General features: G+C 61.7%; 15 protein-coding genes and 2 pseudogenes. 7 read left to right on the top strand and 10 right to left on the bottom strand.

The window, feature by feature from the left end; genetic code table 11:
• Nucleotides 1-34: 34 nt before the first annotated feature.
• Nucleotides 35-384 (top strand): annotated as a pseudogene (locus FLM21_RS21760) (DUF3147 family protein).
• Nucleotides 385-614: 230 nt separating this feature from the next.
• Nucleotides 615-1,133, top strand: coding sequence for a hypothetical protein (locus tag FLM21_RS08885; protein WP_148715230.1), 519 nt, complete (start codon nucleotides 615-617; stop codon nucleotides 1,131-1,133).
• Between the two features lie 86 nt (nucleotides 1,134-1,219).
• Here FLM21_RS08885 and FLM21_RS08890 read toward each other — a convergent pair whose 3' ends face one another.
• Entirely contained in the window at nucleotides 1,220-1,459 is a 240-nt protein-coding gene (locus tag FLM21_RS08890; RefSeq protein ID WP_148715231.1) for a hypothetical protein, read from the bottom strand.
• Between the two features lie 536 nt (nucleotides 1,460-1,995).
• Between FLM21_RS08890 and FLM21_RS08895 the strand changes: the two genes are divergently transcribed.
• Both FLM21_RS08895 and FLM21_RS08900 read left to right on the top strand, forming a co-directional pair.
• Nucleotides 1,996-4,071 carry a S8 family serine peptidase gene (locus tag FLM21_RS08895; protein WP_148715232.1) on the top strand — a complete coding sequence of 692 codons (2,076 nt, stop codon included), beginning with the start codon at nucleotides 1,996-1,998 and terminating at the stop codon, nucleotides 4,069-4,071.
• A gap of 202 nt (nucleotides 4,072-4,273) precedes the next feature.
• The gene (locus FLM21_RS08900; protein WP_148715233.1) at nucleotides 4,274-5,932 is read left to right on the top strand and encodes a hypothetical protein; all 1,659 of its coding nucleotides are present in this window, start codon (nucleotides 4,274-4,276) and stop codon (nucleotides 5,930-5,932) included.
• A gap of 696 nt (nucleotides 5,933-6,628) precedes the next feature.
• On the opposite strand, the gene FLM21_RS08905 is transcribed toward FLM21_RS08900, so the two are convergent.
• The 4 genes and pseudogenes from FLM21_RS08905 to FLM21_RS08915 form a co-directional block, all read right to left on the bottom strand.
• Nucleotides 6,629-7,660, bottom strand: a complete 1,032-nt coding sequence (locus FLM21_RS08905; RefSeq protein ID WP_246120704.1) for an IS3 family transposase — start codon at nucleotides 7,658-7,660, stop codon at nucleotides 6,629-6,631.
• A pseudogene (locus tag FLM21_RS21285) lies at nucleotides 7,588-7,737 on the bottom strand (transposase); the annotation flags it as partial. The gene FLM21_RS08905 and the pseudogene FLM21_RS21285, both read right to left, overlap by 73 nt.
• Nucleotides 7,738-8,044: 307 nt before the next feature.
• Nucleotides 8,045-9,634: a serine/threonine-protein kinase gene (locus tag FLM21_RS08910; RefSeq protein WP_187360158.1), complete on the bottom strand. Its 1,590-nt coding sequence runs from the start codon at nucleotides 9,632-9,634 to the stop codon at nucleotides 8,045-8,047.
• A gap of 111 nt (nucleotides 9,635-9,745) precedes the next feature.
• The gene (locus FLM21_RS08915) at nucleotides 9,746-10,333 is read right to left on the bottom strand and encodes a LexA family protein (protein ID WP_148715235.1); all 588 of its coding nucleotides are present in this window, start codon (nucleotides 10,331-10,333) and stop codon (nucleotides 9,746-9,748) included.
• 114 nt (nucleotides 10,334-10,447) lie between these two features.
• Between FLM21_RS08915 and FLM21_RS08920 the strand changes: the two genes are divergently transcribed.
• Nucleotides 10,448-11,398 (top strand): tRNA dihydrouridine synthase, encoded by a 951-nt coding sequence (locus FLM21_RS08920; protein WP_246120855.1) that lies wholly within the window; start codon nucleotides 10,448-10,450, stop codon nucleotides 11,396-11,398.
• A 57-nt stretch (nucleotides 11,399-11,455) separates the two neighbouring features.
• On the opposite strand, the gene FLM21_RS08925 is transcribed toward FLM21_RS08920, so the two are convergent.
• A complete protein-coding gene (locus tag FLM21_RS08925; RefSeq protein WP_148715236.1) occupies nucleotides 11,456-13,342 on the bottom strand; it encodes a methyl-accepting chemotaxis protein in 1,887 nt (628 codons plus the stop codon).
• Nucleotides 13,343-13,481: 139 nt separating this feature from the next.
• Nucleotides 13,482-15,683 (bottom strand): RelA/SpoT family protein, encoded by a 2,202-nt coding sequence (locus tag FLM21_RS08930; protein WP_148715237.1) that lies wholly within the window; start codon nucleotides 15,681-15,683, stop codon nucleotides 13,482-13,484.
• 154 nt (nucleotides 15,684-15,837) lie between these two features.
• Between FLM21_RS08930 and FLM21_RS08935 the strand changes: the two genes are divergently transcribed.
• Nucleotides 15,838-16,392, top strand: coding sequence for a DUF2062 domain-containing protein (locus tag FLM21_RS08935; protein WP_148715238.1), 555 nt, complete (start codon nucleotides 15,838-15,840; stop codon nucleotides 16,390-16,392).
• Here FLM21_RS08935 and FLM21_RS08940 read toward each other — a convergent pair whose 3' ends face one another.
• Nucleotides 16,393-17,295 carry a LysR family transcriptional regulator gene (locus tag FLM21_RS08940; protein WP_148715239.1) on the bottom strand — a complete coding sequence of 301 codons (903 nt, stop codon included), beginning with the start codon at nucleotides 17,293-17,295 and terminating at the stop codon, nucleotides 16,393-16,395.
• Between the two features lie 255 nt (nucleotides 17,296-17,550).
• On the opposite strand from FLM21_RS08940, the gene FLM21_RS08945 reads away from it, so the two are divergent.
• Nucleotides 17,551-18,477: a DMT family transporter gene (locus FLM21_RS08945; protein ID WP_148715240.1), complete on the top strand. Its 927-nt coding sequence runs from the start codon at nucleotides 17,551-17,553 to the stop codon at nucleotides 18,475-18,477.
• Here FLM21_RS08945 and rsgA read toward each other — a convergent pair.
• Both rsgA and FLM21_RS08955 read right to left on the bottom strand, forming a co-directional pair.
• Nucleotides 18,471-19,349, bottom strand: a complete 879-nt coding sequence (gene rsgA / locus FLM21_RS08950) for a ribosome small subunit-dependent GTPase A (protein ID WP_187360159.1) — start codon at nucleotides 19,347-19,349, stop codon at nucleotides 18,471-18,473. The two genes, FLM21_RS08945 and rsgA, sit on opposite strands and share 7 nt — an antisense overlap.
• Nucleotides 19,350-19,356: 7 nt before the next feature.
• Nucleotides 19,357-19,671, bottom strand: a complete 315-nt coding sequence (locus tag FLM21_RS08955) for a 4a-hydroxytetrahydrobiopterin dehydratase (RefSeq protein ID WP_148715241.1) — start codon at nucleotides 19,669-19,671, stop codon at nucleotides 19,357-19,359.
• Nucleotides 19,672-19,699: the final 28 nt, after the last annotated feature.

Here is a 19,699-nt window from a genome sequence, read left to right on the forward strand (position 1 = left end):
GCCGCTGGTTTGCAGCCGGCGAGGAGGGCCAGCAATGCTATATGTAGCCACCAAATACCTGGTGACGGCGGCTTTGGTTGTTGCCATTTCGGAGGTCGCCAAGCGCAGCGACCGGCTGGGCGCGTTGATCGCCTCTTGCCCTTGGTTACGTTGTTGACCTTGTTCTGGCTGTATTTCGAAAAGCAGCCCGCCGAGAAGGTCACGAACCATGCGTACTACACCTTCTGGTACGTGCTCCCTACCTTGCCGATGTTCCTGGTGTTCCCATTCCTGATGCAGCGGCTGGGTTTTTGGGGCGCTTTGTTAGTGAGTGTGCTGGTCACGGTGGTGTGCTTCGTGTTGTTTGCACTGCTGGTGCGGCGCTTTGGTGTGGAACTGATGTAAACACTGTTCCGCCTATCTGCCTTTGCCATCCTCAGCCAAGGGGGTGATGTTGCGTTCCATGGTGATCCTCGCATTGGATGTCAGCTGGCTTGGGGCAGTCCTGCACGGCTTTGCGCTGTGCGCCTACATGCGCGGATGGAGGTAAGGCGTAGCCTTCGTTCAGGCCCATCCAGGCCAATCTCAAACGAAGGCGCCGCTGGCCGGGGCCTGATGCGATAGGAGTGTTTCCAATGGCACACGACGACTACGACAAGCGTGAAACACGCGATGCAAACCGCGACCCGATCACGGATGAGCCGGGAGCCCATCCAGTAGGCACCGGCGTTGGCGCTGCGGTGGGCGGTGCTGCCGGCATTGGTGCAGCGGCTGCGGCCGGCGCTGCGGCGGGGTCGGCAGTCGGCCCGGTGGGCACCGCTGTGGGCGCGGCAATTGGTGCGGTGGCTGGTGGCTTGATCGGTTCTGCCGCCGGCGAGGCGGTGAACCCGACGGAAGAGGACGAATACTGGCGCAACAACTTCCAGAACGAGCCGTATGTGGAACAGGGCAGCGATTTCGAACGCTATGCACCGGCCTACCGCACGGGCTATCTGGGCCGCACCCGCTATCCGGACCGCAGCTTTGAAGCTTCAGTCACCGAGCTGCGTGACGACTATTATGCCAACCGGGGTGATTCCACATTGGAGTGGGACGACGCGCGCGAAGCTGCCCGTGCTTCTTGGTCGCGGATCGACCAGCGTTCCAAGCTTTAAGCCTGCCCGGCGGGGCGATGCCCCCGCCAATTGTAAGGGAGCACCTCGGTGCTCCCTTTTTGCATTAGGAACAGCGGTGTAGCGGGTTATTCCACAGTTGCTGGCACAGGTGCGATGCGGCCAACCCTGATGATGTCGTAGGCGCATAGACCGATAGCCCAAATCCCAAGCAAGGTGATCACGCCCAGCGCGACCGAGAAGGCGTTGGCATCCCGCGGGGACATGGCGAAGAAAGCCCAACGAGTGCCAAGCAGCGTGATCAAGATGCTGACCATAGCCGCAAACGTGAGCCCGGCAACTTGGAGCGGATAACGATATTTGCCCATGGTTTCACTCCCTGAAAGAAGCGAATAAAACCAGCAAGCGGTATGCCCATCGGGTGACGTTGCTCCCCGTTTTATGTGCCGTTTGTCGCGGTATTCCGCGTTCCACCAGAAGAGGCGCTTTCAGATCGTCATCGCAATGGTTGCGATCGCTGGGCTAGTGCCGTGCGGACGTTCGCCATGGCGGCTTTACGCTCTGCGTGCTCTAGCTAGCTGTTGCTCCACTGCGATTTTTGAGCTGATGGCGAGGTGGTGTGATGCGAAAAAGTCAAACCTGCATGGCGCTGACCGGCACACAACGAAGTCACTTCGCACGCTAGCTCGTTGTCTTGGCGAATCGACGGAGCTATCAGCGAAGTGGTCCGCCTACACCTGTGAACGCCTGCGGCTGGTGCACCAAAAAGCAATTTGTGAAAAATTGTTAATTTTTGGAAAGGTTTTTGAAAGAATGTTGACCTAAATGGATTGCCCCTTTAGAATCCGCACGCCATCAGTATTTAGTAAGTCTGGCATCAGAAAAACAATCCTAGAGGTGAGAAATGCAGCGTTCGCATACGAGCAAAATTGCTCGCATTGCTGGCTTGGTCACGTCTGTAGCGCTGGGGGCTGCCCACGCTTTGACACCCCCGGATCCGGGCTTTTCCTATCAAAATCTTTATCTTGGCCCGCAAGTTGGTGGCATCAACGCCTACGTGGGCTGGGACTATCACTTCAAGGGAACCCCGGTTACCGTCGCGGTGATCGACTCGGGCTATCTACCGCATCCAGAATTCGAAAATCGTGTGTTGCCTGGCTACGATCTCGTTAATCAAGGGACATTTGCGAATGAGCAGGTAATTGGGCCTGACGGCAAGGCTTACGGTGTGTACGTCATGAATGGGGCAAGTCCGATCGCCGGTGGTCTAGACGCCGATTTGCAGACGAGTTTTAACTCGGAAGACAGGGCTTGGCACGGTACCAAGGTTGCTGGGCTTATTTTGGCAGCCAGTAACCAAGTAGGTGTGACTGGCCTGAACCCTACTGCACGGTTGCTACCTATCCGCGTGGCACGCGCTGGCGACTTTGCGCCGGGTGCGGCTGCTCAAGCCATCCGTTGGGCCGTCGGCTTGTCGGCGACCGTCAATGGCGTGGCATTGCCGATCAACCCTAACCCCGCCAAAGTGCTTAATCTGAGCTTGGGCGGCGATACTGCTGTGCCCAATCGGGCCGGCAGCATTGGTTGCAGCGATGAATACCAGGATGCGATTGATGCCGCAGTTCAAACCGGTGCGGTAGTTGTTGTGGCTGCTGGCAACTATTACGAAGAAGATGTCAAGAAGTACATGCCAGCCAACTGCAAGAACGTGGTGGTGGTTGGGGGCAGTAATCCTTATACCGGTGATCGGGCTATTGATATTTCCAGCTTTGGTGCGGGTGTGACCATCAGCGCACCAGCTGCTGGGATGCATACCACTACCGCATATAAAGCCAATGGCACAACGCAATACCTGACAACCTATGAATCGGTGGCTGGTCCACGTGAGCGCAACGGTTTGCAGGGCACCAGTTTTGCCGCGCCGCTGGTGTCTGGCACCTTGGCATTGATGTTTTCGTATCGCCCCCAGCTCAGCGCGACGGAGGCTGTGGCGATCCTGAAGTCCACTGCACGGCCATTTCCGGCTGGCAGCTCGTGCTATACGCAAGGGTGTGGTACTGGCGTGCTGAATGTCGGTGCTGCGATGGCAGAGCTGACCAGCCGCTATCCTAGTGCGCCGACTTGCAGCCTCTCTGCTTCGAACCTCAGTGTTCCTGTCGGCGTTTCAACCACGTACACCATCTCCGGTACCAACCTGCCAGCAGGTGCTCGCGGATATTGGTACGGCACCAAAAACAACGTTCAAGACGTGAGCGGTCAGGAATCCATCCCTGCACCGGGTAGCAATGCCTATGTCAATTCTGCAGGCATGCAAGGCACGTATGTGCGCTATGCCGTGATCAAGAATACCCAAGGCGCAACGGTGTGCACGACAAATAGCGTTTCCGTTACCTACGACGCGCCGGTTGTAACCTGCAGCCTCTCGGCCTCGTCCACCAACGTGCCATCCGGCTCCAGCACCACCTACACCATCACCGGCAACAACCTGCCGGCTGGTGCGCGTGGCTATTGGTTTGGTACCAAGAATGGTGTACAGGATGCGAGCGGCCAGGAATCCATTCCTGCACCGGGCAGCAACGTCTATATGAACAACGCTGGCATGCAGGGCACCTATATGCGATTTGCCCAGATCCGCGATGCCCAAGGCAACACGGTATGCACAACCAACAGCAGCACGGTGACATACCAAGCTCAACCGGCGCCGACTTGCTCGTTGAGCGGCCCGAGCGTGGTGGCGCGTAATGCCAGCTACACCTACACCGTGAGCGGCAGCAATCTGCCGGCGGGTTCCGTGGGCTACTGGTCCGGCACCAAGAACGGCGTGACCGATGCAATCAATCAATATGCCGGTGGCGTGCCTTCCAGCTTCAGCTTTGTAAATGGCGGCTGGGTGGGCAACTACGTGCGGTCAATGAGTATCGTCTCGCCGTCGGGCACGGTGGTGTGCGTGACCAACTCTGTTTCTACCACGCTCCAATAATCCGTGAACAGCCAGGGTGTTTTGTTTCTATTTAGATAGCACAGCACCCTGGATGCCGATCCACCAATGCGTGGACACGATACGCGAAAAATTTCACGCCGATCCGGTCGCTGATTTGCACAACGGTAGATGCAGGCCAACACGTGTAGTCTTTTTGAATATTGCGTGAAAATTAACTGAAGTTAGAGCTCAAGGAGTGGGTATGAAAAAATTAATACAGTTCCTTATATTTTTATCTGCTAGTGCCCTCAGTTTTGCGTTCTCAGACGTGAAGACGTGGTGTCCGCAAACTGCGGTGCCCGACGGCTATGCCGTCATTTCAAATAATACATCTAGCTCGGTATGTACGCCGGGGAGTTATACCAACCTTTATACAATTGCGAAGCCAGATGAAGATGGGACTTCGCAGGCCATATGTTTGGAATTGAATACTAAAATTCCTCCGGGTTTTATCATCACTCATCATCCGTCTGCATCAATTGGCTCCCCGTGCAAAACCCAATCTGGTGGGCAGGGTACTACCATTACCATTCGAAAGATACAACCTTCGGATGATCTGGTGTATGCCTGCGAATATGCGTTTACCCGTTATAATTTCCATGAAATTTCCGGGTTCGTAGTGACAGATTTTGTTACCAGGTCCGATTGCAATGGCAATTCCTACAAGGCATATCAACTTAGCCGAGTGCCGACTTATCCGACACCTATTTGGGCATGCCGAGGTGAGTACAATCCGAGCGAATATACCGTTCTTCAGGTGTCTGATAACTCGTATTCAGCCTGCCTTCGTCAGAATTCTTCGGTGGGATACCGCGATCAAATCCGCTCGAAGGTGATTCCTACGCCGACGCCGGTGCCCACCGCTGTCCCGACCCCGATACCGACCAACGTGCCTACACCGGTACCGACGAAAGTACCTACCCCGGTATCACCGACGCCGACGGCTGTTCCTACTCCCACCGCTGTACCGACTCCTTCGCCGACGCCCACGCCGGTGGTGACCTGCACAACGGAGACATCGGCGACGTCGGTGGTGTCTGGTGGCAGCCATACCTTCACCGTGTCCGGGAATAACATCCCGCCGGGCGCCCGTGCATACTGGCTTGGCACCAAGAACGGGGTTCAGGACGCAACAGGCTCTGATTCAATCGCAGCACCGGGTAGCACCGTGTATACCAACGGTGCTGGCATGAACGGCACGTACCGGCGTTATGCACAAATTCGCAGTTCACAAGGCGTTGTGCTGTGCACGACGACTCCAGTGGAGGTGGTTTACCTTGCCCCACCGTGCAGTTTGAGCAGCTCGTCGTATAACGTGGCCACTGGTTCAAGCCATACGTACACTATTGCTGCAGGTGGCGCTGGTCTTCCGAGTGGTGCAAGAGCCTACTGGTATGGCACAAAGAATGGCATTCAAGATGCCAACGGGTCGGAGTCAATGGCTGCGCCTGGCTCAGCCAGTTATACGAACTCTTCCGGCTTGGAGGGCAATTACACCCGCTATGCGCAGATCCGCAATGCGCAAGGTTATGCAATCTGCAATACCAACCAAGTGAGTGTTACATATCAAGCCCCGGTTGTTAGTTGCAGTCTGAGTGGCCCGAGCTATGTGCCGCTCGGTTCAAGCTGGACGTATACGATCAACGGCAATAATTTGCCGCAAGGTGCGCAGGGTCGCTGGAATGGCACCAAGAATGGCGTAACTGATGTCTCGGGCACTTACGCCGGAGCGGTCCCGGGTAGTTTCAGTTTCACCAACAGTGGTGGCGCTACTGGCAATTACACACGTTCGGTGGCCATTTACAATACCAGCGGCAGCTTGGTGTGCACCACCAATTCGGTGAGTACCACATTGCAATAATGTGTGTGACAGCGTAATCGTGTGCAAACAAAGCCGCCTTTGGGCGGCTTTGTTATTCAGTTGTGCTGCAGGTGCGCGGCTATACATCTATTCGCCAATTTTTGGGAACATTGCAGTTTTCCCGGATGACACTATTTTTTGAGCGGCCACGCTGGGGGTAAACCACTTCGTAGTGGTAGCCCTTTGAGGGGTTGTGAGCCATATAGCCCGGACCCAGACTCACGGGTGGGTGAGTACACCTGGCATTCCTTTCCTATGCTCGTGTGTTGGGAGAACGATGCTTCAGGGGTTGGGAAGTGCACGGTCCTTGAATGGTCAACTAGCGAAAAGTGTGTCGTTGAGGACGGCAAATCTTGCGCATAGGTGTTTTTATTGGTCCAGCTTGTTTGGAGACGCTGATAGTGGGCGGAGGAAGCATTTTCAATACTCCCTCAATGCTTCTGCACCATCCGCTTCATCGGTTCAAATATGGCTTTACGGAGTACGCCGGTAGTTGCAGTCATGGAACCTCCATACGTGGTTGAACGGGTAGCTTAGTCTGACTTAGATGAAAGTAAACATGCCAATGGCAAGGCCGCCCTAGGCAGTATTGTCCTGAACAAGCTGCATCAAAGGCGCAGCTATGCCGCGTTGTCGTGACAGCTTCCAGCCAATGGGTATGTGTCGACGTCACCCCCTCATGAATAGCATTTCGCTTTAGAGTCCGGCCCCCGATATTACCGGTTTCTTCCTCGCTAGCTGCCGGGCATAGGCCGATGGCGTCAGCCCGCCCAACGCCTTCTTCGGCCGCTCCTCGTTGTATTCCCGTCGCCAGGCTTCGATCACCACCCGCGCATGCGCCAAGCTGGTGAACCAGTGCTCGTTCAGACATTCGTCCCGCAGCCGGCCATTGAATGATTCGATGTAAGCGTTCTGGTTCGGTTTGCCCGGTTCAATCTGCCGCAGCGTGATGCCGCGCCGGTACGCCCAGTGCAGCATCGCTCGACCGCAGAACTCCTTGCCGTTGTCAGTGCGAATCACCTGCGGCAAGCCGCGTGAGACCGCTAATCGATCCAGTTGCCGCGTCAGAATTTCGCCACTGATGGCTCGCTCCGGGATCACCGCAATGGCTTCATGCGTGGCATCGTCGACAACGGTCAGGCATTTGATCACTCGTCCTTCGGCCGTGCGATCAAACACGAAGTCCATCGACCAGACCGCATTGGCGACCTGCGGCCGGATCAGCGGCTGCCGCTCCGATGGCGGCACCTTCTTGCGCTTGCGTCGCCGCACTTGCAGCCCGGCCAGTGCATATAGCCGTTCTACCCGCTTGTGGTTCACTGCCCAGCCGCTCTGGCGCAGCTTCAGATAGATCATCCCTGCACCGTAGCGACGATGGCGCTGCGCCAGTTCGACGATCCGCTGCCGTAACATGCCGTTCCGATCCGGCTTGGGCCGGTAGCGCAAGGCGCTCGGACTCATTCGGGCGATGCGCAACGCCCAGCGCTCACTCAGACCCCGTCCGGCGAGGAACCGCACCAGCTCGCGTCGCGTTGGTGCGGTCACCACTTTTTTTGCAGTGCTTCCTTGATGACCTCGTTTTCGAGCATCGAATTGGCCAGCATGCGCTTGAGCCGAGCATTCTCGGCCTCGAGTTCCTTGAGCCGCTTGGCGTCGGAGACGCTCATGCCACCGAACTTGCTGCGCCAGAGATAGTAACTGGCTTCGGAGAAACCGTGCCGGCGGCACAGTTCCTTGATGGGCAAGCCCGCTTCGGCCTCGCGCAGGAAGCCGATGATTTGTTCTTCGGAAAAGCGTTTCTTCACGTCCAGTCTCCTTGATGGAAGGGATTGGACTCTAAAGCTGCGTGCTACTCAAACTTGGGGGGACGTCGGTGTGTTTTGCACATTTGCAGACACGATGCCGGGCCATGGCTGAGTAGCGATGGCTGGCTCTGTTTTTTTAACCAACCGTGCGGCCTCAAGTGCAGTAAATGCGAGTTGAGTTGTTGAAGGCACGGGTTTAAACAAACGGGTTCGATGCCCCTCGCTCGCAGCCCTCAATCAAAGCACCGACTTTATTATCTGGGCTTTGATTTGTTGCTTCCTTAGCCGCGCTCGCGAGGCGCAGATACTACGGGCCGCGTCGTTGTTCGCGTGGATCATTGCTCGCGTTGGGTTCCGGGCAGGCTGCCCGGCCGCGCAGGCAGTCCCACGCGCTACCCACGGCTTGGGAGAAGCCGCGACCGGCTTGCTTCAGCTCCTGGCCAATGCCGGTGGTAGTGCCGCCGGCATGTTCAGGTTCGCTTTCCATCGGCGGGGCGATGGTTTCGGCGGTGGCTTGGGCATCGTCGGGCTCGGCTGTCTCGTACTGAGGGGGAGGGCGCTGGACTTCGACGACGGCGGGTGCAGTGTCAGGCGGGACGCCCTCGGTTGCTGGTGAGAGTTTCACTTCGGGCAGGGGCGCAGGAGGGGCGACAGCTACGGCTTCGGCAGCGGTTTGCGTAGCTTTGGGTGGGCTGCTTAGCAGTAGGGCGCCGATCAGCGCGCTGCCCAGCAAGGCCACCGCGGCGCCAATCAACTGTTGCCGGGGTTGCAGGCTTCGATAGCGGGCCCAGCCTCGTTGCCCCTGCTGTAGCGCGAAACGGCTACCGTGTTGGGCATGGGGCCACGCCCAGACGGCTGCTTGCTTCAAGGATGCACCAAGGCGCGGTAGCTGGATGCGCAACCAGTTCGACGCACTACGCAGATAGGGCCATAGCGCACGGGCGGTGCGTTGTGCCAGTCGGCTGGCATCCTTGGAGATTTCGACGAACTCGATGGCAGCTGGTTGGAAGGCTGCGCTTGGTGTGGCAACTGGGGCATTCGGCGTTGCAACGGGCTCGGACTCGGTGATGGCTTGGCCGTGGCCACGTTGCAGGCGCAACAGGTCGGCGAGCGCGGTCCGGGCGTCGCGATAGCGTGCATCCGGGCGTTTGGCGAGGCAGCGCAGGATCAATGCCGACAATGCTTCCGGTGTATCCGGCCGCACTTCGCGCGGCGGCACAGGCTGGGCGTGCAGGATCTGATAGGCGATGGCGATCGGTTGCTCGCCATCGAACGGGAGCTGGCCGGTCAGCGCCTGGTAGAGCACGACGCCGGCGGAGAACAAATCGGCACGGCCATCGAGCTTGGTACCGCCGAGCTGCTCCGGCGCCATATAGCGCGGCGAGCCGAGCAGCGTGCCGGTACGGGTCAGGTCGCTGGCTGGCAGCTGGGCAATGCCGAAATCCATGATCTTGAGCCGGCCATTTGCGGTCAGCATCAGGTTGGCCGGCTTGATGTCGCGGTGGACCACGCCTTGCTCGTGCGCATGGGCCAGTGCGTCGAACACTTGTTTGGCGAGCCCGGCCACCTGCTTGATGGTCAGCGGGCCGCGTTCTTCCAGCAGCGTCTTCAGTGTCTGACCGCTGACCAGCTCCATGGCCATATAGGGTTGGCCTTGCCACTCGCCGCAGTCGTAGACGGTGATGATGCCCGGGTGGTTCAGTCGGGCTGCAGAGCGCGCCTCCTGCAACAGCCGGGCGGCATACTCGCCATCGGCCTGTTCGGCGGGTGAGAGCTGCAGCAGCTTGAGCGCCACATCACGTTGCAGCCGGGTATCGCGTGCACGATAGACCACGCCCATCGCCCCTTGGCCGAGGCGGCTGAGCAACTGGTAGTGGGCGATGTGCTGATCGGTCATGGGCGGACGGGCGAAGACAGTCGAGCGCATTGTCCCAGATCGGGGCGGTTCCGATCTACCCGTCCGTTCCGCCGTGAGCCGCAGGTGTGATGTGGCAAACAACCCGCTGCCTTAGCGGTACTTGCGGATCAGCCCGACCATGATGCCAAAGATTTCCAGGCCTTCCTGTGGGCGGATCGGCTCGTAGTCCGCGTTCTTTGGCAGCAGCAGGTAGCCTTGCTTGTCGCGGCCCAGCTCCTTGAGCGTGTATTCGCCGTCGACGATGGCGACCACCACGTCCCCGACATTGGCGGCATGGCGCTTCTCGACCACCGCGATGTCACCATCGTGGATGCCACCTTCGATCATCGAATCGCCACGCACCTTGACCAGCACGGTGGTAGAGGGGCGTGGGATCAGGTATTCGTCGATGGTCAGTGATTCGCTGAGCGCATCGTTGGCTGCGGCGGGCAAGCCAGCTGGCACGTTGAAGTCGGCCAGGTCGCGGGCAAAGAACTGCTTGGTCGGTGCCAGCCGCCGATCCGGTGTCACTTCGAGAAAGCCGGCCAGTGTCAGCCGCTTCACCAACGCGGACACTGCCGATTTCGAGGCCATGCCGAGCAATTCGCCGATCACGGCGTAGGAGGGCAGATTGCGGTAGTCGGCGTAGTAGTCCTGCAGCTTGCCTAGGTATTCCTGGTCGCGATTCGGGTTGCCCATGGCGCATCCAAAGAGAACATTCGTTCGATTAGCTTAGCCGAACGCTCGTTCCATTGTCAACGCGCGATGCGGCGCTTCCGGTACAATGCCGGTTTTGCCTTTGGTTTCATTGTCTTGCGAATTTATCTTGCCCCGATGGAGGGGCTGCTGGACCACATCCTGCGCGACATGCTGACCCGGCTGGGGGGCGTGGATATCGCGGTGACCGAGTTTGTACGTGTGTCCGGCACGCTGCTGCCCAATCGTTTCTTCCAGCGCATTGCGCCCGAGCTGCTCACCGGCAGCAAGACGCCATCCGGCGTGCCGGTGCGGGTGCAATTGCTGGGGTCCGACCCAGTTTGCCTCGCTGAAAACGCCGCCAAGCTGGCGACGATGAACCCGGCAGGCATCGACCTCAACTTCGGTTGTCCAGCCAAAACGGTGAACCGCCATCGCGGGGGCGCGGTGCTGCTGACCGAGCCGGAATTGCTGTACCAGATCGTCTCCAAGGTGCGTGCCGCCGTACCGGCCAACATTCCAGTCACGGCGAAGATGCGGCTGGGCTACGAGGACAAGAGTCGCAAGCTCGATTGTGCGCAGGCGCTTGCTGTGGGGGGCGCGGCGGAACTGGTGGTGCACGCGCGGACCAAGGTCGAGGGCTATCGGCCGCCGGCGTACTGGGAGGAGATCCCGGCGATCCGCGAAGCGCTGGCGATCCCGGTGATTGCCAACGGCGAGATCTGGACGGTCGACGACTTCCAGCGCTGCAGGTCGATATCGGGTTGCGAGCACGTGATGCTGGGGCGCGGCATCGTCGCCGATCCGGGCCTCGCGCGGCGGGTGCGCGGCGAGGCGGGAGCGGGCTGGGACGAGATCGCGCCGTTGCTGCTGCCGTTCTGGGACAAGGTGAAGTTGTCGTGCATGCCCAAGCATCAGGCGGGGCGGCTCAAGCAGTGGTTGGCCTACCTGCGGCGCATCCATCCGGAGGCGGAGGCCTTGTTCCTGCATATCCGCACGGTGACGGCGCCGGAGGACGTGGAGCAGACGTTGAAGCGGGCCTTGGATCGGCAGGCCGTTCCGGCGTGATGCTTACAGCAAAACACCCCGCATTGCGGGGTGTTTTGCTTGCAGCAGGGCGCGCGGCTAGAGCTTGAACTTGCCGAACAGCTGCTGCAGGAAGTTGGCCAGCTGGTTGAGCTGGTTGACAGCGCCGGTGGCCTGGCGCAGCGCGGCATCCGATTCGTGCATCTGGTTGGTGATGTTCTCCGCGCTTTGCGCCATCGCCGTGGTGGCGTTTTGCTGCTCGCGCGTGGCGTGGGCGATCTCGCCCATCTTGCGCACCACGTTGTCCATGTTTTCGCGGATATGGGTGATCTTCTCGGCCGCGGCATTGGATAGAGCAACGCCGCTTTGCACCGCATCATGCGTCTTCTGCATGTTGTTGACGGCGGCCTCGCTCTCACGCCTCACGCCGTCGATCATGCCGGTGATCTCGACCGTGGCTTGGCTGGTGCGCTCGGCAAGCTTGCGCACCTCGTCCGCGACCACCGCGAAGCCGCGACCCTGCTCGCCGGCCCGTGCGGCTTCGATCGCCGCGTTCAGTGCCAGCAAATTGGTCTGGTCGGCGATCTCCTTGATCACCTGGATGATGCCGCTGATGTCCTGCGAGCGCCGCGACAGGCCGTCGAGCAGGCCGGCCAGCTCCTCGACCTCGTGCGCGGACTTGCCCACCTCGTTGGCCACTTCGCGCACTGTCGACGCCGATTGCCCCGACAACGCACCGGTCTCGTTCACCAAGCCGCTGGCATCGTTCGCGTTCTCGGCGATGTGGCTGATGCTGACGGTGATCTGCTCGATGGTCGCGGCGTTGGAGGCGGCAAGGTCCGATAGCCGCTCGGCGTCACCGGAAAGTTGGCCGACCACTTGGTTGATGCCGTGCACGCCCTCGGTCAGCTTGGAGGTTTCGCGCTGGATGTCTTGGAACATCTGGCGCAGTTGTTCGATGAAGCGGTTGAAGGCGGTGGCGGCTTCGGCGATCTCGTCCTCGCCGCTGATGGTCAGCTTGCGGGTGAGGTCGCCGCCACCCTGGGCGATTTCCTGCAGCGCGTTCTTCAGCCGCGACAGTCCCGCCAGCATCTGGTTGACGAGGGCGGCGGCCAGCGGCACCACGATCACCAGCACCACGATCATGGCGCCGATGCACAGCCATAGTAGCTGGGTAAGCGGGGCAAGCGCCTTGGCTTTGTCGATGACAAGACCGAGCTGCAGGCCGGTGCCGTCGATGGGTTGCAGGTAGAAGAACTTGTCGACGCCGTCGATGGTGATCTCATCGAGCTGGCCATTGCCGGCCAATGTCTTCAGTTGGTCGGCGGTGAGCTGCGGTGCCAGCTCGTTTGCCGGCTTCAGCACATACTTGCTGTCGCCGTGTGCCAGCACTTGGCCGTCCGCGCCCAGCAGGAAGGCGTAGCCGTCGCCGGTCAGCTTGATGCCGAGCACATCCTTCACCACATCATCAAGGAACACATCGGTGGCGGTCACGCCCTTGAGCGTGCCGTCGGCGGCCTTGACCGGCGCGGCAAAGGAGAAGATCAGCCGCTTGCTGGAGGCGTCGACATAGGGGGCGGTCAGGATGGTCTTGTTCTCGGCCAGCGCCTGTTGGTACCAGGGGCGGCTGGTCGGATCGTAATCGGCTGGCAGTTCCAGCGGCCGGCTGGTGATCATCTTCTTGTCGGGCGTGCCGAGATAGGCGCTGTCGAATTTGGCGCTGTTGGCGGCGAGCTGCAGCGCTGGCGTGGGCTCGGACGCTGCGCCGAGCGACTGGGCCAGCGCGGTGACGGTTTGCTGCCGATCACCGACCCAGGTGCGGACCATGGCGTCGTAGCCCTGGCCCACGCCGCGGATCTCGTTGGTCAAGCCGTGATCGATGATTTCGACCCGCATGCGGCTGTAGGCGGCGAGGGTAAGCACCGCGGTCACCGCGATGGTGAGAACGGCAACGAATGCCGTCAGCTTGGACCTGAGCGTTTTCATGGTTTTCCCGTTGCGAGGCAGTTTTTGTTGTTGTGGCAAGCTTAGGCAGACAGCGCATGACAAAGCAATACGGGCTAGTGCGGGGTGTGTCGTGCCGCGGTGCCGTCCAGCTAGTTTTCAGACGAGGAAAGCAAACGACTCAGGCGCGTTGGGCAAACACCACGCCACCGACTTCGCCAAGCTTGGCAAACAGCCGGGAAAGCTCGCTGCCGCTCTTGATCTCGACGGTGAAACGCATCCGCGCCCGTGCATCTTTCGACAGCGTATTCATCGCGGTGACGTTGATCTTTTCGCGGCCCATCACGTCGGTGAGATCGCGTAGCAGGCCTGGCCGATCATGCGCCTCGACCATGATGTCGACGGCGAATACATGGCCGCGCTGCTCGCCCCAGTCGGCCTTGATCAGCCGTTCCGGCGCACCAGCGGCGAGGCGCTTCAGCGTGGCGCAGTCGCAGCGGTGGATGGTGATGCCGCGGCCCTTGGTGACAAAGCCCATCACCGGATCGGGTGGCACCGGCTTGCAGCACTTGGCGAGCAGCGTCATCAGCTTGTCGACACCTTCGATCAAGATGCCTTCGCCCTGCTGATCGGCCTTGGCGGCGCGCACCACGTCGTCTGGCAAGGCCGGGGCTTCCGCTTCCGGCTTCTGCTCGTGGGTCAGCGCATCGTCGAGCGCGCGCAACGTCATCTCGCCCTGGCCGAGGGCGGCGCACAGCTCGTCGAAATTCTTCATGCCGAGCCGCTGCGCTACTGTCTCCTGATTGACGCGGGTGCGGCCGACGCGGGCCGCTTCCTTGTCATAGATGTTGCGGCCGGCCTCAATCGCAATGTCGAGGTTCTGCTGGCGTATCCAGTAGCGGATCTTCTGCGCGGCGCGGTGGCTCTTGATATAGCCCTGGTGCAGCCAGTCGAGGCTGGGACCACCTTCCTTGGCCGCGAGGATCTCGACGCGTTGTCCGGTTTCCAGCGCGGTGGACAGCGGCACGATGGCACCGTTGACCTTGGCACCGCGGCAGCGGTGGCCCAGATCGGTGTGCAGGTGGTAGGCGAAATCGACGGGCGTGCTGCCCTTGGGCAGGGCGACCACACGGCCGGCTGGCGTCAGCACGTAGATGCTGTCGTCGAACAGCTCGGCCTTGAAGGCGTCGGCCAGCTGGGTTTCCTGCGCCATGTCCTCGCGCCAGTCCAGCAACTGGCGCAGCCAGGCGATCTTTTCCTCGTAGCGGCTGTCGCCCCGGCCGCCTTCCTTGTAGCGCCAGTGCGCCGCCACGCCGTACTCGGCGTGCTCATGCATCTCGAAGGTGCGGATCTGCACCTCGACCGCCTTGTCGTGCGGGCCGATCACGGCGGTGTGCAGGCTGCGATAGAAATTGCCCTTGGGGTGGGCGATGTAGTCGTCGAACTCGCCGGGGATCGGTTGCCACAGGTTGTGGACGATGCCCAGCGTGGTGTAGCAGTCCTTCAGGTCGCCGACCAGCACGCGCACCGCGCGGATGTCGTAAAGCTCGGAGAAATCGAGCTTCTTTTTCTGCATCTTCTTCCAGATGCTGTAGATGTGCTTGGGCCGGCCCATCAGGTCGGCCTTGATGTCGGCTTTCTTCAGCTCGCCACGCAGGGTGTCGAGCACTTCGCCGATGAAGCGCTCGCGATCGACGCGGCGCTCGTCCAGAAGCTTGGCGATCTTCTTGTAGGTCTCGGGTTCGAGGTAGCGAAAGCCGAGGTCCTCGAGCTCCCACTTGATCTGCCATACGCCGAGCCGGTTGGCGAGCGGGGCGAACAGGTCCAGCGTTTCACGGGCGCGTAGCCGGCGCACGTCGTCCGGCGCGCCGACGAGCTCGTGCATGGTCTGGGTGCGCCAGGCGAGCACGATCAGCACCACGCGCATGTCCTCGACCATGGCGAGCAGCATCTTGCGCAGTGCCTCGATCTGCGCCTCGGCTTCCTGCGCCTTGCCGTGGTTGGCATGCGCCAGCCGATCCAGCCGCTTCACTCGGCCGACGCCTTCGACCAGGCGTGCCACCTGTTCGCCGAAGCGCTCGCGCAGCGCATCGATGCCACCCGCCAGACGCTCGGGCACGGCGAAGGTCAGTGTAGCGATGATGGCGTCGGTATCGAGGTTGAGATCCGCGACGATGGAGGCGCTGGCCACCGCGTGATGGAACAGCTCGCCGCTGCTTTCCTCGAGTCGCGACGTACCATAGAGTTCGGCGACCCATTCGGTGGCAGCGCGCACGCGGGCCATGTCGTCCGCCTTGTAGCGCGGCGCCAGCTGGGCCAGCCATGCTTCCGGGTCGGCGGCCTGGGCGATCGAGAGGGCGAGCGGGCGGGTAACGGCGACCATGGTGTCCTGTGGGCTGCGCTATCGGGCGGGCGGCCTACACTGCGGTGTGGGCCGGCGCGGTTGCGCGGGTTGCAATGCACGGATGGAATTTTGCCTGTTTCCCCCGGTCTCTTGAAGCCGGACTTCACCCTAACCCTGAACAAGAACGCTCTACATGCCCCGCAAGTTACTGCGCAACATCCTGCCCAACCGCGATCGCCTGGAAGAAAACGCCTTTCTGAGACGCTATGCCCACTGGTTCGTCCATCCCAACCTGTGGCACCTGAACCGGCATTCGGTGGCCGGCGGCGTCGCAGCCGGCGCCGTAGGTGGCATGATCCCCGGTCCACTGCAGATCATCACGGCGAGTCTTCTGGCGCTGGGTTTTCGGGTGAACCTGCCGGTGGCGGTGTTGACCACGTTCTACACCAATCCACTGACCATCGGGCCGCTCTACTGGCTGGCCGTGCAGATCGGCGGCCTGCTCACCGGCCGTCGTGGTACCGCCGCGATGCCGCACATGCCGTCGTTCAGCGATCATGCCTTTGGCGACTGGTTGCTGGCGCTGTGGCACTGGACGCTGTCGCTGGGCGTGCCGCTGCTGGTGGGGTTGCCGGTGTTGACTGCGCTGCTGGCTGTCGGCGGCTGGTTCGCGGTCAAGGTGCTGTGGCGCCTGCATGTATGGTGGGAACTGCGTCGCCGTGCCCGGCGACGCCGCGTCATCGCCTGATCAGGGCTGAGCGAAGCCTGCCTCGACGGCCAATTGCTGGATGAAATCACGCATCGCCCGTACCCGCTGGCTGGCCTTCAAATCGCGATGGTAGACCAGCCAGAGCTCGCGTTGCCCTGGCAGCTCGGCCTCGGTGAGCAGTGTCAGCGCGGGGTCGGCGTCGCCGAGAAAGCGGGGCAGCAGTGCCGCGCCCACCCCGGTGCGGGTGGCGGCGTATTGCGCTTCCAGGCTGTTGCTGCGCAGCAGCGGCGGGCGGCCGGCGAAGGTCTGGCGCAACCAGCTCGCCAGCGCCTGCGAGGCCCAGGATTCGTCCCAGCTCACATAAGCCAGGTCCTGCCAGCCGCCGTTCGCGCCGGCCAGCGCCGTTGGCGTGGCATAGACGCCGAAACGCACGTTGCCCGCGCGCTGTGCGATGTAGTCGGCGCCGTGCTCGTGGGTTTCCGGGTTGATCAGCCGCACCGCCAGATCCGCTTCGCGCCGGGCGAGATCCGCCAGATTGCGGCTGACGATGAGCTCGACCCGTGCCTGCGGGTAGCGGGCGAAGAAGCGTGGCAGTGCAGGCACGATCAGATGGTGGCCGATGGTCTCGCTCGCTGCCAGCTTGATGGGGCCAGTGACCTCGGCGCTGACGATCACCTCGCCGGTGCGCTCGACCGCCTGCATCGCAGCCTCGACATCGACGATGTGCTGTAGCAGCGCGCTGCCCTGGTCGGTGAGCAGGTAGCCGCGCTGCTGGCGCAGGAACAGCCGCACGCCCAGATGCGCTTCCAGCGCGTCGACATGGCGCGATACCGTCGATGCACTGCCGCCCAGCACCTGTGCCGCGGCCGAGAGCCCGCCGGCACGCGCCACGGCCAGGAAGTACTTCAGGTCGTTCCAGTCGAGCCCGTGTAGTCTTTCCATATCCGGAAAATGATATGCGGAATTCGCAAAATATAGCTGCAAATTCGGAATTTATACTGCGAGCTCCCTAAGAGTGGCTAACAAAACCCAACGTAGTGGTTCTGGCAAGAAGCGAAACGTCCTGGGAGGCGATAGGTCGGACTTCCTTCGGTCGTAGACAGTACACGGCGTACGGCAAGCGAGTGCGACGTAGCCAGAAGGGTTTATTCGCCGCGTTAATTTTGAGGCCGGCGTCGCGCCGGCAAGGAGCGCAGCATGTCCCCCACTGCCACCTGGTCCAGACTCGCCGGCGCCGCGCTGTTCTGGGCGGCCATGTTCCACCTTGGCAAGTACGCGGTGAGCGCGATGTCGCCGCTGGCCATCGGCGCCTGGCGCTTCCTGATTGCCGGCGCCATCCTGCTGCCGATGCTGCAATGGCGTGAAGGGCTGGACTGGCGCGGCGTGCGGTCCAATCGTTGGCCGCTGCTGGCGATGGCCGTGCTGGGCATCTGTGGCTTCAACGTGGCGCTGTTCTACGGGCTCAAGCACACCTCGCCGGTGAACGGCGCGCTGATCGTGGCGCTGAATCCTGCCATCACCACGGTGCTGTCGGCGCTGCTGCACCGCGAGCCCATCCGCGCCCGCCAATGGGCCGGACTGCTGCTGGGCATTGCCGGTGTCGTGGTGGTGGTCAGCCATGGCTCGCTTGCCGCGCTGCGTGCGCTGTCGTTCAGCATGGGCGATGTGTTGGTGCTGCTGGCGGCCACTGGCTGGGCCATCTATTCGGTGGTGCCGCGCCGTTTTGTCCAAGGGCTGGCGCCGTTGCAGATCACCACCTCGACCATCGTGCTGGGCGGGCTGGTATTGGCTGGCACTGCGGGTGTGGCAGGCGCGGATCTGCTCGCCGTGCCGCCCACTGGGGTGATCCTGGCGGTGCTGGTGATGAGCGTGTTCGGCTCGGCGCTGGCCTATGTGTGGTGGAACGACGCGGTCAGCCGGATCGGTGCGGCCAAGGCGGTGTTGTTCATGAACCTGGTGCCGGTGTTCGCGACGCTGATCGGCGTGGCACTTGGCCAGCCGGTAAGTGGGGCGCAGTGGGTGGGGGCGGCGCTGGTGATCTCGGGCGTGCTCTATGCCACCCGGCAGCCGGCTGCGCGCCCCGGTGCCGCCGTGGCACTGCCACTGGTGCGGCAGGCTCAATAGGACTGCGCGGCGGCGAGCTCATCCTGTAGCCGGTGCAGCAGTGCCAGCCGGTCCGGCCGCACCTCTCCGGCATCGACCGCGGCGCGGATGGCGCAGCCCGGTTCGGCGCGGTGGCGGCAATTGTGGAAACGGCAGTGCCCGAGCAGTGGTCGTAGCTCGGGCATGGCGTGTGGCAAGGCATCGGCGCCGACATGGGCGAGGCCAAACGATTGCAGGCCGGGGGAATCGATCAGTGCGCTGCCGGCATCGAGCCGGTAGAGCGTGGCGTGGGTCGTGGTGTGCTTGCCCGAGTCGAGCGCAATCGAGATCTCGTTCACCCGCGCGTTGGCCGCGGGCACGAGGGCATTGGTCAGTGTCGACTTGCCCATGCCCGATTGGCCGACCAGCACGCTGGTGTGGCCGGCGAGGGCCGCGCGCAAAGGGGCCACATCCTGCTTGGCGGACAGCTCCAGCACCGGGTAGCCGAGCTCGCGCCAGAAGGTAAGCTTCTCGCGCGCCTCGCCGGCCTCGGGCAGGTCGTTCTTGTTGAGCACGATCAGCGGTGCGATGTCGCCGGCCTCGGCGGCGATCAGGCAGCGGCCGATCAGCTCCTCGGAAAAGCTCGGCACCGGCGCGATGACGACGGCGATCTGGCTCACGTTCGCGGCAATCAGCTTCTCGCGCCACTGGTCCGAGCGATAGAGCAGCGAGCGGCGGGGCGTCAGCGTCTCGATCACCGCCTGCTCGCCGTTCAGCACCTTGATGCCGACCTCGTCGCCGCAGGCGTAATCGGTCTTCTTGCCGCGGGTGGTGGCGGACAACCGGCGGCCGTCTGCCATCTCGACGATATAGGCGCGGCCGTGGCTGGTGACGATGGTGGCGGTGTCGCTCAATGGGGTCCTAGGCAGCCAGCGCGTCGACGCGCGCGGCGCAGATGAAGTCGTTGCGGGTGAGGCTACCGGCCGAGTGCGTGCTCCAGCTGACCTTGCAGTGGCCGTAGCTCACCGCGAGATCGGGATGGTGATCCTGGCGCTGGGCAATCCACGCCACGGCATTGACGAAGGCGACGGTGTCCTGGAACTGCTTGAAGCGGAAGGTCTTTTCCAGCTTGCCGCCACTGAGCAGCCAGTCGTTGAGTTCGGTGAGCAGCATCTCGGCCTCGACGGCCGAGAGAGCAGCGGCGTTGGCAGTACAGCTTTCCTGGTTCAGCGACATGGCGGCAGTTCCTCGGGGAAATACCCCG

The organism is Chitinolyticbacter meiyuanensis (assembly GCF_008033135.1).
GTDB lineage: Bacteria > Pseudomonadota > Gammaproteobacteria > Burkholderiales > Chitinibacteraceae > Chitinolyticbacter > Chitinolyticbacter meiyuanensis.

Coding starts and splice junctions, on each gene's coding strand:
- FLM21_RS08885 (WP_148715230.1), top strand. CDS start 615: ATGGCACACGACGACTACGACAAGCGTGAAACACGCGATGCAAACCGC.
- FLM21_RS08890 (WP_148715231.1), bottom strand. CDS start 1,459: ATGGGCAAATATCGTTATCCGCTCCAAGTTGCCGGGCTCACGTTTGCG.
- FLM21_RS08895 (WP_148715232.1), top strand. CDS start 1,996: ATGCAGCGTTCGCATACGAGCAAAATTGCTCGCATTGCTGGCTTGGTC.
- FLM21_RS08900 (WP_148715233.1), top strand. CDS start 4,274: ATGAAAAAATTAATACAGTTCCTTATATTTTTATCTGCTAGTGCCCTC.
- FLM21_RS08910 (WP_187360158.1), bottom strand. CDS start 9,634: ATGACCGATCAGCACATCGCCCACTACCAGTTGCTCAGCCGCCTCGGC.
- FLM21_RS08915 (WP_148715235.1), bottom strand. CDS start 10,333: ATGGGCAACCCGAATCGCGACCAGGAATACCTAGGCAAGCTGCAGGAC.
- FLM21_RS08925 (WP_148715236.1), bottom strand. CDS start 13,342: ATGAAAACGCTCAGGTCCAAGCTGACGGCATTCGTTGCCGTTCTCACC.
- FLM21_RS08930 (WP_148715237.1), bottom strand. CDS start 15,683: ATGGTCGCCGTTACCCGCCCGCTCGCCCTCTCGATCGCCCAGGCCGCC.
- FLM21_RS08935 (WP_148715238.1), top strand. CDS start 15,838: ATGCCCCGCAAGTTACTGCGCAACATCCTGCCCAACCGCGATCGCCTG.
- FLM21_RS08940 (WP_148715239.1), bottom strand. CDS start 17,295: ATGGAAAGACTACACGGGCTCGACTGGAACGACCTGAAGTACTTCCTG.
- FLM21_RS08945 (WP_148715240.1), top strand. CDS start 17,551: ATGTCCCCCACTGCCACCTGGTCCAGACTCGCCGGCGCCGCGCTGTTC.
- FLM21_RS08955 (WP_148715241.1), bottom strand. CDS start 19,671: ATGTCGCTGAACCAGGAAAGCTGTACTGCCAACGCCGCTGCTCTCTCG.